The sequence below is a fragment of the Pseudoalteromonas sp. NH0006-26 genome (assembly GCF_057552415.1).
Window position 1 is genome coordinate 24,592 of the sequence record NZ_BAAJMJ010000011.1, and the last position, 16,854, is coordinate 41,445.

Annotated in this window: 17 protein-coding genes; 13 read left to right on the plus strand and 4 right to left on the minus strand. The window is 37.4% G+C overall.

Going from position 1 to position 16,854, the window contains the following annotated elements:
• Window positions 1–332: 332 nt before the first annotated feature.
• Window positions 333–2,027, plus strand: a complete 1,695-nt coding sequence (locus AC27JR_RS14625) for an NAD-dependent malic enzyme (protein WP_131691039.1) — start codon at window positions 333–335, stop codon at window positions 2,025–2,027.
• Between the two features lie 108 nt (window positions 2,028–2,135).
• A complete protein-coding gene (locus AC27JR_RS14630) occupies window positions 2,136–2,846 on the plus strand; it encodes an SIMPL domain-containing protein (protein WP_487173993.1) in 711 nt (236 codons plus the stop codon).
• Here AC27JR_RS14630 and AC27JR_RS14635 read toward each other — a convergent pair.
• On the minus strand, window positions 2,843–4,204 hold the full coding sequence (locus AC27JR_RS14635; RefSeq protein WP_487173994.1) for a DUF2254 domain-containing protein: 1,362 nt from the start codon (window positions 4,202–4,204) through the stop codon (window positions 2,843–2,845). The two genes, AC27JR_RS14630 and AC27JR_RS14635, sit on opposite strands and share 4 nt — an antisense overlap.
• A 111-nt stretch (window positions 4,205–4,315) precedes the next feature.
• Between AC27JR_RS14635 and AC27JR_RS14640 the strand changes: the two genes are divergently transcribed.
• From AC27JR_RS14640 to AC27JR_RS14690, 11 genes are all read left to right on the plus strand, one after another.
• Entirely contained in the window at window positions 4,316–4,684 is a 369-nt protein-coding gene (locus AC27JR_RS14640; protein ID WP_487173995.1) for an MAPEG family protein, read from the plus strand.
• A 5-nt stretch (window positions 4,685–4,689) separates the two neighbouring features.
• Entirely contained in the window at window positions 4,690–5,589 is a 900-nt protein-coding gene (locus AC27JR_RS14645) for a type 2 periplasmic-binding domain-containing protein (protein WP_076919518.1), read from the plus strand.
• Between the two features lie 6 nt (window positions 5,590–5,595).
• Entirely contained in the window at window positions 5,596–6,234 is a 639-nt protein-coding gene (locus AC27JR_RS14650; protein WP_076919519.1) for a sulfotransferase, read from the plus strand.
• Window positions 6,235–6,302: 68 nt separating this feature from the next.
• Entirely contained in the window at window positions 6,303–6,875 is a 573-nt protein-coding gene (locus tag AC27JR_RS14655; protein WP_013464932.1) for a MiaE family protein, read from the plus strand.
• A 185-nt stretch (window positions 6,876–7,060) separates the two neighbouring features.
• Window positions 7,061–8,029: an ATP-dependent 6-phosphofructokinase gene (locus tag AC27JR_RS14660; RefSeq protein WP_131691034.1), complete on the plus strand. Its 969-nt coding sequence runs from the start codon at window positions 7,061–7,063 to the stop codon at window positions 8,027–8,029.
• Between the two features lie 39 nt (window positions 8,030–8,068).
• Window positions 8,069–8,482 (plus strand): DUF1090 domain-containing protein, encoded by a 414-nt coding sequence (locus AC27JR_RS14665; protein WP_131691033.1) that lies wholly within the window; start codon window positions 8,069–8,071, stop codon window positions 8,480–8,482.
• A 320-nt stretch (window positions 8,483–8,802) separates the two neighbouring features.
• Complete coding sequence (locus tag AC27JR_RS14670) at window positions 8,803–9,186, plus strand: response regulator (RefSeq protein WP_131691032.1); 384 nt, start codon at window positions 8,803–8,805, stop codon at window positions 9,184–9,186.
• A gap of 7 nt (window positions 9,187–9,193) precedes the next feature.
• Window positions 9,194–10,099, plus strand: a complete 906-nt coding sequence (locus AC27JR_RS14675; protein ID WP_076919523.1) for an AAA family ATPase — start codon at window positions 9,194–9,196, stop codon at window positions 10,097–10,099.
• A gap of 4 nt (window positions 10,100–10,103) precedes the next feature.
• Window positions 10,104–11,090, plus strand: a complete 987-nt coding sequence (locus AC27JR_RS14680; protein WP_487173996.1) for a DUF58 domain-containing protein — start codon at window positions 10,104–10,106, stop codon at window positions 11,088–11,090.
• Entirely contained in the window at window positions 11,083–13,056 is a 1,974-nt protein-coding gene (locus AC27JR_RS14685; protein ID WP_487173997.1) for a transglutaminase TgpA family protein, read from the plus strand. The genes AC27JR_RS14680 and AC27JR_RS14685 overlap by 8 nt, the downstream gene beginning before the upstream one ends.
• The gene (locus AC27JR_RS14690) at window positions 13,053–14,375 is read left to right on the plus strand and encodes a Na+/H+ antiporter family protein (RefSeq protein ID WP_487173998.1); all 1,323 of its coding nucleotides are present in this window, start codon (window positions 13,053–13,055) and stop codon (window positions 14,373–14,375) included. Before AC27JR_RS14685 ends, AC27JR_RS14690 begins: the two co-directional genes overlap by 4 nt.
• A 198-nt stretch (window positions 14,376–14,573) precedes the next feature.
• Here AC27JR_RS14690 and AC27JR_RS14695 read toward each other — a convergent pair whose 3' ends face one another.
• From AC27JR_RS14695 to AC27JR_RS14705, 3 genes are read right to left on the minus strand one after another with little or no spacing between them, the layout of a single operon-like run.
• Entirely contained in the window at window positions 14,574–15,008 is a 435-nt protein-coding gene (locus tag AC27JR_RS14695) for an acyl-CoA thioesterase (RefSeq protein WP_008114650.1), read from the minus strand.
• Window positions 15,009–15,013: 5 nt separating this feature from the next.
• Window positions 15,014–15,832 carry a M23 family metallopeptidase gene (locus tag AC27JR_RS14700; protein WP_008114651.1) on the minus strand — a complete coding sequence of 273 codons (819 nt, stop codon included), beginning with the start codon at window positions 15,830–15,832 and terminating at the stop codon, window positions 15,014–15,016.
• Window positions 15,825–16,682: a 6-carboxytetrahydropterin synthase gene (locus AC27JR_RS14705; protein WP_487173999.1), complete on the minus strand. Its 858-nt coding sequence runs from the start codon at window positions 16,680–16,682 to the stop codon at window positions 15,825–15,827. The genes AC27JR_RS14700 and AC27JR_RS14705 overlap by 8 nt, the downstream gene beginning before the upstream one ends.
• Window positions 16,683–16,854: the final 172 nt, after the last annotated feature.

A 16,854-nucleotide genomic window follows, 5' to 3' on the forward strand; every position in this document is an offset into this window, starting at 1 on the left:
GCTGCCTGCTGTTTTAAATGTAACAGATTAATAGTTAATAACTATTTGGTTGAAAATAGCATGTTAACTAACGTAAAAAAATTAGCAAACCTAAACATAATTGGCACTGTTGTAACCATTAAACAAAGCACGCACATTATTTAATGCGCGTTTAACGTTTTAAACCCACATCAGGCAGCTAACATATTCACCAAATATGAGTGGCTTCATACTAAAGTAGCGCTTGTATTTGTACATTTTCAATGGTCTGACAAGCTTAAATGTCATTGCAATTTAGCCTTTAACAATGATAATGGCAGATCATTATTTAAGATTCAGTAAAGCTTGGAAATATGACTACAAATACCGATCCAAATTATCTTTATATTCCTTATTCTGGCCCAGGCCTAATTGAAACCCCGTTATTGAATAAAGGAAGTGCATTTAGCCAAAAAGAGCGTGAAAACTTTAATCTTGCTGGTTTACTTCCACCTCGTTACGAAACAATAGAAGAGCAAGTTGAGCGTTGTTACCAACAGTACTCAAGTTTTAATGACAACTTAAATAAGCACATCTATTTACGTGCCATTCAAGACAATAACGAAACGCTTTACTACCGTTTGGTACGCGATCATATTGAAGAAATGATGCCTATTATTTACACCCCAACGGTGGGTGATGCCTGTGAGAAGTTTTCTGATATTTATCGCAGTGCCCGTGGTTTGTTTATTTCTTATGAAGATCGCTTTCAAATTGACGATATTTTACGTAATGCCACTAAAGGTAAAGTTAAAGTTATCGTGGTTACCGATGGCGAACGTATTTTAGGCTTGGGCGACCAAGGTATTGGCGGTATGGGGATTCCAATTGGTAAGCTTTCTTTGTATACCGCCTGTGGCGGTATTAGCCCAGCGTACACATTACCGGTTATGCTTGATGTAGGTACCAATAACGAAAAACTATTAAACGACCCAATGTACATGGGTGCTCGACATAAGCGTATTGCGCAAGATGAGTACGATGAGTTTTTAGATTTATTCATTAAAGCGGTTAAGCGTCGTTGGCCAAGCGTGTTACTGCAATTTGAAGACTTTGCACAACCAAATGCTATGCCATTATTAAAGCGTTACCGTAATGAAATTTGTAGCTTTAATGATGACATTCAAGGTACTGCATCGGTTACTGTGGGCTCTTTATTAGCAGCTTGTCGTGTTAAAGGCGCTAAACTATCGACTCAAAAAGTCGTGTTTGTCGGCGCAGGCTCTGCAGGGTGTGGTATTGCTGAACAAATTGTTAGCACTATGGTGGCTGAAGGCATCAGTGAAGCACAAGCACGCAGCCAAGTGTTTATGGTTGACCGCTTTGGCTTGTTAACTGATGGCATGGAAGGCTTACGCGACTTCCAACAAATGTTAGCGCAACCAACAAGCTGCCTAGCCGATTGGACTTACAGCGGCGAATACGCGTCATTATTAGATGTAATGCACTGCGCTGAACCAGATATTTTAATTGGTGTATCAGGTCAACCGGGCTTATTTACTGAGCAAGTTATTCGCGCTATGCACGCGAAATGTGAAGCACCTATTATTTTCCCGTTAAGTAATCCATCTAAACAAGTAGAAGCTTACCCAGAAGATGTTATCAAATGGACTGATGGTAAAGCGATTGTAGCCACAGGTAGCCCATTTGAGCCTGTTGTTTATAACGGCGTGACTTACCCCATTCCTCAATGTAATAACAGCTATATTTTCCCTGGTATTGGTTTAGGTGTAATTGCTGCTAAAGCAACGCGTATTACCGATGCAATGTTAATTATGTCGAGCGAAATGTTGGCAGAGTCATCACCATTAGCCAATACAGGTAAAGGTAGCTTATTACCTGCGTTAACAGAAATTGAAACGCTGAGTAAACGCATTGCTTTTGCAGTCGCTAAAAAAGCGATTGAAGAGGGCGTTGCCCTTGAAATTTCAGATGATGCACTGTGGGCAGCCATCGACAGAAACTACTGGTTACCGAAGTATCGTAACTATAAGCGTTGCAGCATTTAATGCTTCATTACTAAAAAACAGGCTTTTGCCTGTTTTTTTATGCTTGTTCATCTGCAATTAACCACATAAGGTGTTAACTAAGGCAATCAAATTTAAAAGGATAGACTTATGAAAACGCTTTCGATAATAACGGCTGCTTTGCTCAGTACGTCAGCCTATGCAACCAGTGCACCTGAAGAGCCGCATATCTATGTTAAAGGTGAAGCTTCACTAACAACTATGCCCGATCATGTTCTATTAACGGTAGGTATTACTGAAATAGATAAAAACTTAATTGCCGCAAAAAAACAAACCGACACCACTATGGCCAACGCAATTAGTTTAGTAAAAAAACTAGGTGTAGCTGATGCCGATATTAATGCTGGTCAAATCTCAATCTATCGCGATAATCAATATAACCGTGAAACAGGTAAGCAAGAGTTTACCGGCTTTAAAGTATCGAGAACGCTGACAATTAAACTTTCTGCGATTAATAAATACCCTGAGCTTTTACAAAGCTTAGTTAATAATGGCATTAATGAAATTAGGCAAACCCAATTTTTAGCGAGCAACTACGATGAGCTGCACAAAAAAGCACAAAAATTAGCTATTAAACAAGCTAAAGCAGCGGCAAAAGAGTTAACTGATGATTTTGATGTTGAATTGAAAGGCTTATATAGTGCGTCATTAAGTCCACTTGATATGCCATCAGTGCCTTACATGCGCAGTGAAAAAGTAATGATGGCTGATGGTGCACCGAGCAACTATGTACCCGATGCATATCATGCTGGTGAAATTACAATAAGCGCATCAAGTTACGCAATTTATTATATTGATTAAGCTCTTATAGGTGGGTGGCGCTCAAATCGTGCCACCAACTGCTTTCCTTGTGACTCACTAATACGCACAATGGCATACAGCATATTACTAATTTCTTGGCGATCATATTCGTTAACTATGTGCTGATTAATATCATCAACAATGGCATTTAAATAATTAAACACACTGTTTCGTGCATCCACATTCTCATTAGCAATAAATAAAATATTTTTAAATGCTTCAATAACGTTAGTCATTACATAGGCATCGGCTTTTGCATAATTGCGTAAAGGGGTGAAGTTATCATGCAGTAGTTCATCAAAACTGGTTTCGTGAAAATATAGTAATGGCGACGCTTCAGATTGATTACACGCATAGTTAATTGCATTAATTTTCAGTCGATCAATTAATAATATACTGAGCATATCAATTGATTTAACCGCAGTACCCGGATCGTTAATTCCTGGACTCATTGCTTTTACCGCAATTTCAGAAATTTGCGTTAAACCGTAGCGGTAATGGTCACTAATGTATTCTTCTATATAAAATATAAAACAGTCTAGGATTTTCTCAATTAACGCTTCGTTCTCAGAAATATCCTTATTACATTTTAAAAACGGGTAACCTTTAACTGTAAAGTAACCTTGCTTAACCGTAATAAACAGCTCAATGTTTTCATCTGCTAGCAGGGCACACAATTTATTAGTGTGAACCCCTTTGTAGTAACCCTCGGTCGTACTATTTATTGAATGCCAGTTTGAAAACTCGGGAAAGTTATCAACGGGGTTTTCATTTTGCATATTGATAATGTCTTGAATTTCTTTTTTGGTTTGCCTAAACAACCCATTTAATACGTTATCAACTTGAATTGCTTTTGAAATAGAGTGAATAAAAAATACAAATAACCCTAAAGAGATTAACCCAAAAACAAGCGCAAACAACACGCCAAGAGACGGAATAGCAGTGTTACCATTATCGAGTTTGTTTATATTTATTAGCATGATAATTGAATAAATAATACTGCCTAAATAAAATCCTAATACCATTTGATGCGACTTGCGTGTTATCAACCCTGGAACAACTCTCGGTGATAAACTTGCACTAGCTGCATTTAATACCACCATTACCATAGAAAAACTAAAGACGGTTAACGAAATAATACTGCCTGCAAGAGTACTTAAAATGGTGCGTGCGTTTTCTGCGCTATCAACTAATATAAAAGAAATTAATGTTTTAAATTGTTCTATGGGGGCTAAGTACTCGACTGACATAGTCAGCACAGCAAAAAATAAAAATGCCACCGACAAGAGTGAGGGGTAAAATCCAATACTGTTAATTATTTCCCGATAGATATTGGTTATTCTCGTTCTTAAATACACATAATATCCTTACTAATTACGATTCCAGCTCATAAATCACTCTACCACAAATGGTGATTTTACTGCTTAAGTTATGTGTTATTATTGCTTAAAAATTAAATGGAAAATACTGTGATCATATCAAGTTATGCCGCTTTACTGGCACTATATTATATTTACTTGAGTATTAATGTTGTAAAAATACGCAAGGCTGAAGGCATTTCACTTGGTAATGGGAGTCATCCTGCACTTGAGCGTGCAACTCGGGCTCACGGTAACTTTATTGAGTACGTGCCAATTAGCCTAATTTTACTGTTCTTATTAGAGTATCAAGGGTTAGCGAGCCACTATGTGCATGCACTCGGTGGTTTGTTATTTATTAGCCGTGCGCTTCATGGCTCTGCTATTAGTACTAACAATTTGAAAGCACGCGCATTAAGTATGGTGATGACTTTCGCTATTATCGTTGTTAGTGCCTTTATATTACTACTAAGTCGATAGAAACGATGCGATTCGCTATTGTTTTTTCAACTTGTTATTTTATTAGCTTAGTTGCACCTGGTGCATCGGCAATAGAAAACAACACAAAAAACGCCAGCGATACTTTACAAGTTGTCTATCCAAAAACCATGCGCAGTGGCGAAAATGAAATTTTATACCCAATAGTATTATTAAGGGCCGCCTTGCAATCCAGTGGTGAGAGTTTCACATTAAATGCTTCGAGTATTTCGATGGCACAAAGCCGCTCTTTAAAACAAATTATTCATAACGATGAAATTAATGTTGCATGGACTATGACTTCACAGCAGCGAGAGCAAGAACTCCTACCTGTAAGAGTGCCTATTTTTAAAGGATTATATGGCTGGCGTTTATTAGTAACCACACAAAACAAGCTTAGTAGCTTATCAAGTATTGAGAGCCTGAGAGACCTCAAACCAGTGCATTTTATTCAAGGACATGATTGGCCTGATACAAAAATATTATTAGATAGTGGATTAACTGTATCAACATCAATTGAATACAGCTCATTATTTAATATGTTAATAAAAGGCAGGGGGGATGTATTTCCTCGATCGTTGCTTGAGGTTGAAACAGAGCTAAATACCTTTAAAGATGATACAGGTGCAAACTTAACCTTGGTGCCACATTTAATGTTGCAATACCCAGCCGCCATCTACTTCTTTTTTAACAAAGACACACCGAAAATTGCGCAAGCCGTCGAAAAAGGACTCGAAATAATGCGCAGTAACGGTGAGTTCGACCGCTTATTTAATGCGTATCACCGCAGTGCAATAGAGCACGCTGATATAAAAAATAAAACAATTATTAAACTAAAAAACAATCAGTTACCAGCATTAACTCCCTTAGGTGATGCTGCACTTTGGTTTTCAGAAAAAGATATTTAACTCCCCATGACACAAAAAATATTTATTATAGGTTTACCGCGAACCGGGACCACCAGTGTATGCAATGCATTTTTACAATTTGGTATACCAACCGCTCATACTGCATATACCACCGCTTGTTTTGATAATGCGCTGGCTATAGCAGATACGCCTGTATTTAACGATTTTCAAGCATTAGATAAATTCTATCCAGGCGCAAAATTTATATATTTAGAGCGAGATCTTGCTGCTTGGTTACCTTCTATCCGTCAGCTTTTACAGCGAATGCACACTAATTTAACCCGGGCAGATGGTGGCTTTAATATTCATTTAAAACGCTGTTATTTGAATACGTTTAAAGATTTTTCACTAGAAAACATAAATAACGATAAATATTTAACTGACTGTTATAAAAAGCATATTGATAATGCTAAGGCTTATTTCAGTAATCGAGAAAATGATTTTTTAGCGATAGATATAGCTAAACCTAACAGTTTTAGTCAGCTTTGTGATTTTTTAAATATAAGCTCTGAATTAGCCGGATTTGAAAAAATGAATATGGGCGGTAAAGTCACCGCGTGGAATGATATAAAGCATCCATTAAAAATTGAGTCGACCGCGAAAGGGCGGATAGATAAATTTTTACCTTATGAGAGCCAAATTTAAACCATGAGCAAAGATTTTTATTTTTAAATACGCTAAAATCCACGCATTATTTTATAAGTTGTATCCTTATGTTTGAATTAAAATACCACACTCCATTTGAATGGACCGAAGTTGTTTTAGCTGACTTTGAAACTTTTTTACAAGACCACGCAGCTGCTGAAAAAAAAGCATCGGGCATGGCCATGTCTATGCTTTCACATTATCCAGATAAGCGTAAGTTAGTTAAAGCCATGACTGACTTAGCACTAGAAGAGTTAATTCATTTTAAGCAAGTGCTTAAGTTATTGATAGAACGCGATACCAATTTAGGCGACGATAAAAAAGATCCTTATATTAAACAAATACGCGCTCACTTTAGACACGGTCGTGATGGTTTTTTAATGGATAGGCTACTTGTTGGCGGTGTAATCGAGGCGAGGGGACACGAACGTTTTTCTTTAGTTGCCGAGGCGCTACCTGAAGGAAAAGAAAAAGATTTTTATGTTGCCATAGCTAAGTCAGAAGAAAAACATAAAAATTTATTTGTGGAGCTTGCCTACGAATACTTTGATAAACAAGAAGTTGACGAACGCTTAGATGAGCTACTAACAATAGAAGCAGAAATTTGTAAAAACATTCCTTTTACAGCGGCTCTTCATTAAAAACAGGGTATGTTGTTTGATAAAGCAAAAACAACATACCAACTTTTCAAATTACTCTTCCTTTCTTCATACTGATTAATCAATCAAACCCTAAGTAGATCAACTTAACAGCACTTAGTTAACACAGCCAAACAATAAACAGCTATTATCAATTATTAATGTATAGCTTAATAGGATGTGAACCAATGCAGCCAATTCAACATATTGCCGTGCTAACCTCTGGTGGGGATGCTCCGGGAATGAACACCGCATTATTTGCCATAGTAAAAACCGCTCAACAACAAGGGATCAAAGTATCAGGGGTTCGCAAAGGATTTGAGGGTCTTATTGATAATGACTTAATTCCCTTGGACTATAAAAGTTTGCAACAAAGTATGCACTTGGGTGGGACTGTGTTAAAAACTGCACGCAGTGAAAGATTTAGAACAGAGACAGGTAGGCAGCAAGCTTTAGCTGCAATTGAACATAATAATGTTGATGCCTTAATTGTCATAGGTGGCGATGGCTCTTTTAGAGGTTGTTTATGGCTATCGCACATTACCAACATCCCTTATATAGGTATTCCTGGCACTATTGATAATGATATTGCAGGCACAGACTACACCTTAGGGTTCGATACAGCAGTAAACACATCAATGCAATGCATTGATAATATTAGAGATACAGCTGAATCCCATAATAGGGTGTTTATTATTGAAGTAATGGGGCGTGATTCTGGCTATATTGGTACTTATGCAGGGCTAACTTCTGGTGCCGACTCAATATTAATTCCTGAAAATGATAAAGACATTGATGATTTATTGAATAAAATTAGAGATTATCACAGTGAACACGCATTTATCGTGGTAGTGTCTGAAGGCGACGAAATTGGTGTTGAGCATGTGTGTGAAAAAATAGCTGCTGTAAATTCAAATATAGATTTACGTGTAACTAAACTAGGGCACTTACAACGCGGTGGTAATCCATCGGCTGCTGATCGTATGTTAGCAATAAGATTGGGTGTACAAAGTGTAAAAGCATTATGTGCTGGGGAAACCGCTATAATGGTTGGTATATTAAATAACGCAGTCGCTAATACACCTATGCAAGATGTTGTTAAACAACACGTTATTAGTGACGAGCTACAAGGGCTGTTATCTGTATTTTGTAGATAGTAATTAAATAAGCATAATATCCAGAATGAGAAACTATAAATGAAATATTTAAGAGGTATAGCAATAAGCCTGTTATTAGTAAGCTCAGCAAGCGTGTTAGCTCAAAACAATTGTATGAATTTAAACGGCTGTGAAAAGAAAGCCTGTGAAGTTAACCAAGAATTATTAATTGCAAAACAACAAGGTAATGATCACAAAGTCGCGGGCCTTGATAAAGCACTAAAGAGTATAAATTCACATTGTAGCCACGAAGGATTAATTACAGAGTTACAACAAAAAATAGATAAGACCAGTATCGAAATTGAAGAATATAAAGCTGATATAAATAAAGCTAAGCAACAAGGCAAGTTCGATAAAATTGAAAAGTATCAGCAAAAGCTAAATGAAAAAACTAAGCAGCTACAACAATTAACTAATGAGCTTAATAGTTTAAACAAAGCAAATAGCGCGTAGTGAGTTTTATAGTTGAATACATCTTTATGGGAAAAGGGCTCAGATACAGTGATAATAACGTGCATAAACACCGTGCCGTAAGCTTGTAAAGTATTAATCCATCCTATTTAACATAATATAAATTATAGGTAGTTAATCTTGTACTTATATGCAGCACTGCATTTTGGTTCTAACACCCTCACTAAGTCCAATACTAGACGGTATCGGACATAACATGCATTTAAATGGCAAATACGGTTATTCATAGTTATCACCTTGAGGTTCCTGATTGCTTGGCTTAATATTAAACCACAAGCCGTAAAAAATGTTGAAGTATTCATATGGAATTTGTACGCCCACTCGAACCTATTTTAATCATTGATGATGTTAAACAGATCCGTGCTGATTTAAGCCAAGTTTTAGCTGGTTTGGGTTTCGACGACATAATTGAATGCGATAATTTTAATTGTGCTAAACCCTTACTTATTGAAAAGTCGCCTAACGTTATTTTTTTAGATGTTGATTTGCCTGATTCTGAAAGCGTTGAAATTTTAGAGTCAATTAACAACGAGCATCCACATGCCCATGTGGTTATGTGTTCTGGCCACAACAGCTTTGAAACCGTGCAAAACACTTGGGAGCTTGGTGCAAAAGAATTTATAGCCAAACCTTTCAACGCACAAAAAGTTGATGCCGTAATGAAACGTTTAGAACTTATAGATTAATTAAATTATGCAGCACATTGTTACCACCATTATTGATGACCTATCAACGGTTATATTTGGCAAACAACAACAAATAAAATTAGCATTAGCCTGTTTGTTTAGTGAAGGCCATTTACTAATTGAAGACTTACCTGGCATGGGTAAAACCACTTTATCGCATGCATTGGCGGCCGTTTTGGGGTTGTCTTATCAGCGTATACAATTTACCAGCGATTTATTACCGGCTGATATTATTGGTACCAATATTTTTAATAATAAAGAACACAGTTTTTCATTTCATAAAGGCCCGATTTTTAGTCAAGTTGTACTTGCTGATGAGATAAATCGTGCGGGTCCTAAAACCCAAAGTGCGTTATTAGAAGCCATGGAAGAACAACAAGTGACTGTAGATGGAGAAAAGTACCCGCTCCCTACTCCGTTTTTTGTTATTGCTACGCAAAACCCTTTATATCAAGCAGGAACTTATCCGCTGCCAGAATCGCAATTAGATCGTTTTTTAATGCGCATAAGCTTAGGTTTTCCACCTAAAAACGCTGAAAAAAGATTACTATTAAACAATCAAAAGCGCGATTACTCCCAATTACCACAACGAATTAACCAACAACAACTTAAACAAATACAAGAATCTATAGCTAATATTACGCTAAGCGCTCCGGTTGTTGATTATATTATTGAATTAGTGACTTACACTCGTGAGGCACAATCGTTATCGGCTTCGCTTTCACCAAGAGCAAGTATGGCGTTGGCAAAATCAGCAAAAGCATGGGCCTATATTGAAGGTCGAGATTTTGTACTACCTGAAGATGTACAAGCGGTATTTTCAAGTGTGTGCCAGCATAGATTAGGTTTGCACAGTGAAGCGGGCAACAACCAAATTGCAGACATTTTAAAACATGTTTTAGTGCCCGTTTAAACCAATGGGTATTTTTAAAATAAAACGCCCTACTTTTATCCATGCTATAAAAAGTACAATTTTAACGACTTTATTAAAAAATAAGCACAAAAAAAATAGCATCACTTTAACGCATAATACTATTTATGTTTTGCCTTCCACACTGGGTGTATATTTTACGATTGTTGCACTATTAAATTTTGTAATGGGAATTAATTATCAAAATAATTTAATACTGTTTATGGCGTATTTAATGTTTGTGATTATTATTTTTGCCTTGTTGTTAGGTTATAGCAACGCAAAAGGCTTAACTGTCAGCTTTAAGAATACTATTGAGAGTTATGCGCCACAGCCACCTCAATTAGTGTGGCAAATAAAATCAAACGACACATGTCAGTCAATCACCTTAAGTTATCCCAATAATTTAGAACAAGACTGCTATATAGAGAGTGTTAAAACCGACGCTATACAATGCCAGTTATCATTGCCTTATTTAAATCGCGGTCGCTATTCATTAAAACCAATAAAAATTGCCAGCAATTATCCATTTGGTTTGGTTAGTGTGTGGAGTTATATTCAACCTAGTCATGCAGTTTATGTTTATCCGTCAATTATTAAAACGCTTAATCAACAATTAAGCCAAATGACTGCTAATGATGATGAAGGAGCTGAAAAACACCAAGGCGATGACGAGTTTGAAAGTTTAATTACTCATTTGCCAGAAATGGGGTTGCAGCGAATTTCGTGGAAACACTACGCAAAAACTCAGCAATTATTAGTAAAGCAATTTAGTGATTTTAAATCTGCCGAGACACAATTTGACTTTAATTTAATGACTGGCGATACCGAGCAACGCTTAGGGCAGTTGTGTTATCTAGTATGCCAAGCGTTTGAAAGCGACATTAAATACTCGTTGAAATTGCCCAATAAGGTCATAGAAAATGGCTCCGGAAAGTTTCATCAGCAACGCTGTTTGCAAGCCTTAAGTAGTGTAGGCACTGATTATGAATAAGATCAAAAATCAACGCGTTATAAATTTTTCTCTGTCATTTATTTACTTAGGGTTAGTGAGCTTTTTTATAGAGCACTTGCCCCTGCCCTTTATTATTATGCTTGGCATGTTATGTGGCTGGAATATTTATTTAACCCTTAAATACAAACAAAAGCCCAACGCGTGGCTCGCAAACGGACTCGCTGCAATAGCATTAATTATTATGTTTAGCAGTATTGGCTTTAAAGATACCGTGGTGTTGTTTGTTGCTATGCTTTTGCTGTCATGCGTTTTTAAATTACTACAGGCAAAAACAAAGCAGCATTATCAATTGATCATCACCCTCACATTCTTTTCACTTTCAGCAGTGTATTTGTTTAGCCAAACTATTTTTACTACTTTAATTATTAGCACACTGTATGTTTTAAACTTTGCGGTACTGGGTTTGCTCGAATCTAGTCATAGTTTAAAACTGTCATCGAAACAAAGCGCAAAAATAATGCTGCTGGCTTTTCCTTTGGCAGTTGTACTCTTAATATTTTTACCAAAACTTCCTGCATTTTGGCAATTACCTGGGCCAAAAATGGCGCAAACAGGCCTATCTGAACAAGTAGACCCATTTGATATAGCTAAATTATCAAACTCTGATGAATTGGTGTTTAGAGCTAAGTTTAATAATAACTCAGCCTCTACCCCTTATTACTGGCGCGCTATTGTACATGATGAATTTGACGGTAAAGCTTGGAAAACATCTTCATTTTTAAAGCAAGCAATGATGTTGCCAAGCAAAAATAGCAGCAATAAAAATAGCACTCAATATTCAATAATTGCTGAGCCAGCAATGGCTGATTGGTTATATGGGATTGGCTATGCCAACAGTGACGATGAAAATGTAGTTTCCAATTCAGTGGGTTTGCTGCGTAAAAAACAATATAAATCCAAAGTGTTGCAATATTCCGTTAGTACTAAACCATTATCTAGTAAAAAACTTAATAACGTAGAGCAGCGTTTTTATAAATCGCTTTCAGTGAGTAATAACCAGAAAAGTTATCAGCTGGCGCAACAATTAAAAAACAGTAGTGCTAACGCCGATGAGCTTTTTAATAAACTGCTAGATTATTTTTCGCAAAATAACTTCAGTTATACTCTTACACCAACACCTATGCGCGGCGATGATACTCTTGATCAATTTATGTTTAACAATAAGCGCGGTTTTTGTGGTCATTATGCCAGTGCAGCGGCCTTTATTTTTAGAAGTGCAGGCATACCAGCGCGGGTAGTCAGCGGATATTTAGGCGGCGAGTACAATCAAAGCAATGACTATATTACTGTTCGTCAATACGATGCGCATGCTTGGGTTGAGGTTTATACTAATTCAGGCTGGAGAATATTTGATGCTACAGCGGTTGTAGCCCCCGAACGATTAAATGGTTCTTTATCGCAAAGTGCAGCATTAAATGACGAATTTAAAAATAATATTAATTTTGGTTTAGTTAGCTTAAGTAATTATGCTGCCATAAACTGGCTACGCCTTGAATTAGAAAACCTCGATTACCAATGGTCTAGTTGGGTGTTGGGGTTTGATAAAAATAAACAACAAGATTTATTAGCAGCCCTATTTGGTAACACTTATGTTTGGTTAGTACCGCTTGGGGTTATTATTGTTTTAATTTTAAGTTTTAGTGCTTATTTTATTTATATAAACCGCCCCAAGGTTACCACCAAGCAACCTCCCCTGGTAAACGAGTACTATCAACTACTAAAATGGGCTAATAAGCAGGCTATAAACTACCCTGAAAATGCCCCGCCAGTTCAAACTTTACAGCTCATTAGTCAACATGCCCCCTATGCAGAGCAACAAATAACCGCCTTTTGTCACTTATTTGAGCAAGTACGCTATGCAAGGCAACCATTTACCAAAGAACGTAAAAATCAGGCTAAAGATCTGATAAAATTAATTAAATCTATAAAACAGAGAAATCTATGAACGCAGTTATTATAGGCGTTATTTTAATGCTGGGACTCACTTTGGTCCGCGTAAATGTGATTGTTGCAATGACAATAAGTGCACTGGTTGCCGGATTAACCGCTGGCATGGGATTAAAAGAAAGTATTGATGCGTTTAATTCTGGTTTATCATCAGGCGCTGAAATTGCTTTAAGCTATGCAATGTTAGGTGCCTTTGCCGTTGCGATTTCAAAGTCAGGCTTGACCCGAATTTTAGCTGCAAAGTTACTCGCCAAAGTAAATGCACAAACGGGTTCTAGTGAAACCGTATTAAGCTACTTTATCCTCTTTATTATTTTGATTTGTGCTATTTCATCACAAAATTTGGTACCGGTACATATTGCTTTTATCCCCATTTTAATTCCGCCGCTTCTTGTGGTGTTTAATAAACTGCGATTAGATAGACGTGCCATTGCTTGTATTTTAACCTTTGGTTTAGCCACCTCGTATATGGTGCTTCCGTATGGCTTTGGTGGTATTTATTTATATTCAATTTTACATAAAAACCTGGTTGATAATGGCCTTGAAATTATTAATACCAGCGTTCCGCTAGCGATGATCATTCCAGCTATTGGTATGTTTGTTGGATTGTTGATTGCCCTCTTTGTTAGTTATCGAAAACGACGTGAATACACAAGCACAGCATTAACAGTGCAAAGCCAACAAGCCGATGTTGAAAACCCTAAAAAGGTAATGCTGGTTGGTTTATTTGCAGTGCTTGCATCACTCATTGCTCAAAATGCCAGTGGCTCAATGATATTAGGTGGCCTAGTTGGTGTGGTTATATTTAGTGTATTTGGCGTGGTTAAATGGGAAGAAAACGGCGACGTGTTTAGTAAAGGTGTTGCCATGATGGCAATGATTGGTTTTATTATGATTTCAGCGCAAGGTTTTGCAGCGGTAATGAAAGAAACCGGACACGTTGCTAGCCTAGTCCATAGCAGCGCCGCCATTTTTGACGGTAATAAACCCATAGCTGCCGCAGTAATTTTATTGGTCGGCTTATTTATAACTATGGGCATTGGTAGTTCATTTTCGACTGTACCTATAATTGCCACCTTATTTGTGCCTTTATGTTTAGAGCTAAACTTTTCTGTAATGGCAACCGCTGCGCTTGTTGGTACGGCAGGCGCATTAGGTGATGCAGGCTCCCCTGCCTCTGACTCTACGCTAGGGCCAACATCAGGACTTAATGCTGACGGACAACACGACCACATTTGGGATTCGGTTGTGCCAACCTTTATTCACTTTAATATTCCGTTATTGGTGTTTGGCTGGATAGCCGCTATGGTTTTATAGTTATTTAAAGGCGTGCATTGCACGCCTTTTTATTAGTCTCATTTATTACTTTAATACGCCCTCCTTATTGAAAAACTAATACTTTTTATTATATTCAATTGCTAAGTTGGCCATTAGATAAATACAGTATGATGTGTTCTTTTTGGTTGATAATATAAGCACCAGTCATGGTGCTTATATTATTTTTACTGTTCGGTGTTATAACTCAAAACCATGTAGCATTTTGTCACACACGACAGGTGTTGGCCTGTGGTTATCATCCACGGCAACAAAGGTAAAACTACCCGTAATGGCAGAATGCTTATTATCTTTGTGCATGGTTTCTAAAAATATTTCAACATCTACCTTTAAGCTGGTATTACCAACATGCGACACTTTTGAGATTAATTCGGCAAATGAACCTGCCGGAATAGCCTCTTTAAAATCGACTCTATCTGATGAAATAGTTACCAATGGTTTACGACAAAAACGGGTGGCAGCTATAAAAGCAACCTCATCCATCCATGCTAATGCATCACCACCAAATAACGTATTATGATGGTTAGTACGCCCAGGAAAGACTGCTTTTGTCACCGAGGTGGTTGAATCTTTTATACGCTGTGCAATAATGGCTTCGCGCTCTACTTGAGTCATAATCTCTACTTTTTGTTTGCTAATGTGTCTTGCATTAATAATGCAGGGTCAAGGCGTTCTCCTTGCCAATTAAATCGCCAATCTAAATGCGGGCCAGTTACACGGCCAGTAGCACCTATTTCAGCCACCTTTGTACCTTGTTCAATTTTCTGCCCTACTTTTACATCAAGCTTGCTTAAATGAATATAAGTAGAGGTAACCCCATGACCATGATCTAAAATTAATGTGCCACCTGAGTAATATAAATCGGGTTCTGCAAATACTACGGTACCGCTGATCGGCGCATACACAGGTGAACCTGTTTTGTTTGCTATATCTAAACCAAAATGAGGCCTGCGAGGTTCGCCATTAAAGTAACGTTGGCTACCATACACACCTGAAATACGCCCTTTTGCAGGCCTAAGTACTGGTTGTAAAAAGTATTCTAAATCAGAGTTAACAGCCCGAGCCTTTCTTACGGCAACGGCTTCACGGCTAATGCGTTCACTCACCGCTTTTGGTGGCGATACGTATTTTTTAGCAACACCAGTAATTTTATCTATATTGTAATCGCGAATAGTTATAACTAAATCTTGGCTGTGGCTTTTACCGCTGTTATCTACCCAGCTTAATGTATGCACAGGTTTTGCGTCTCGGCCAAAACCAAATACAAATAAGCCACTGTCTGCAAGCTTTAACAACTTACCATTAAGGCTCACCGACTTAGCGTTTTCTAATTGCCCTGTTACTAGTCCGCCTTGAGTTAAGTGCCCTTTTAGCTCAAGCGCCATAGCACTAAAGCTAGTTGATACGATTAACGCCGAAACTAATAAGGTTTTAAGCATAACTAATCGACCCCTTACCAACGCCTTCGTAGGCGGTAATTTTAACGTCTTTTTCTGGGTGCTCTAATTTTACTTGGCTGGCAATGTAGTCAGCAATGCATTCTACCGTGGTATCAATCGGTAAAATGTCACAGCGTGATTCACTAATGGCCATTTCAAAATAACCTTGCGCTGCAGTGTACGCAAAACAAACATCATCATTTTTAGCTGTGATATGTTTTAATTCAGAAGCGGGAATTTGATCTTCACTAGTTGCTAAGTAAATATCACGCCACTTATCAGCCCACTGTTTTTGCAAACGAGGCATAGAAATACCGCCTAGGCTTATACCAATTTGTGAGCGATGACCATGAATAATACGCTGGCAATTACCATCATGCTTTTTAAGGCCATGACTATAGTGGTAATAAAAACTCTGATTGTGCTCAGGCTTTAACACCAATTCGATTTTTTCAATATTATCAGGAAGCTGTGGCAGTATGGTGGCAACCAAATACTCTGTCACTGATTCAACGGTAATTTCATCAGTATCTATTAAACAATATGCTTGATGTGGCGCGCTCATTGCTAAGTGCTTATTATCAGCAAATGTACAATCTAATGTTTTGTGATCAGCAAATTCGTTAATGCTGCCGTTTATGTTGTTAGGAACAGCTAAACGGTGATCAATACACTCATCAATAATGCCTTTAATTTGCTTTTTAACTAAGCCAAAGTCTAACACCATAGACTCTTCGTTTAGTTTGCCATGTAAAGTCAAATCAACAATCCAACTTTCGCCAACTGCACCGCGTTTATTGCATAAGTAAGAAAAATCAATCACAGTGAGTGAGTTAACAAAAAGGGTCATAAATTTCCTTTAAACTGATTAAAAGTCAGCCCTAATTATAATGATTTCTGTTAGTAATTGCGCGGTTTAATCATACTAAAATCAGTTGCATTAACTGATTGCTTATAATTAAACCATTTTTTAACTGCTCCGAGTTGTTTAGCGTACAAGTGTACGCTAAAGTACGGGGCAA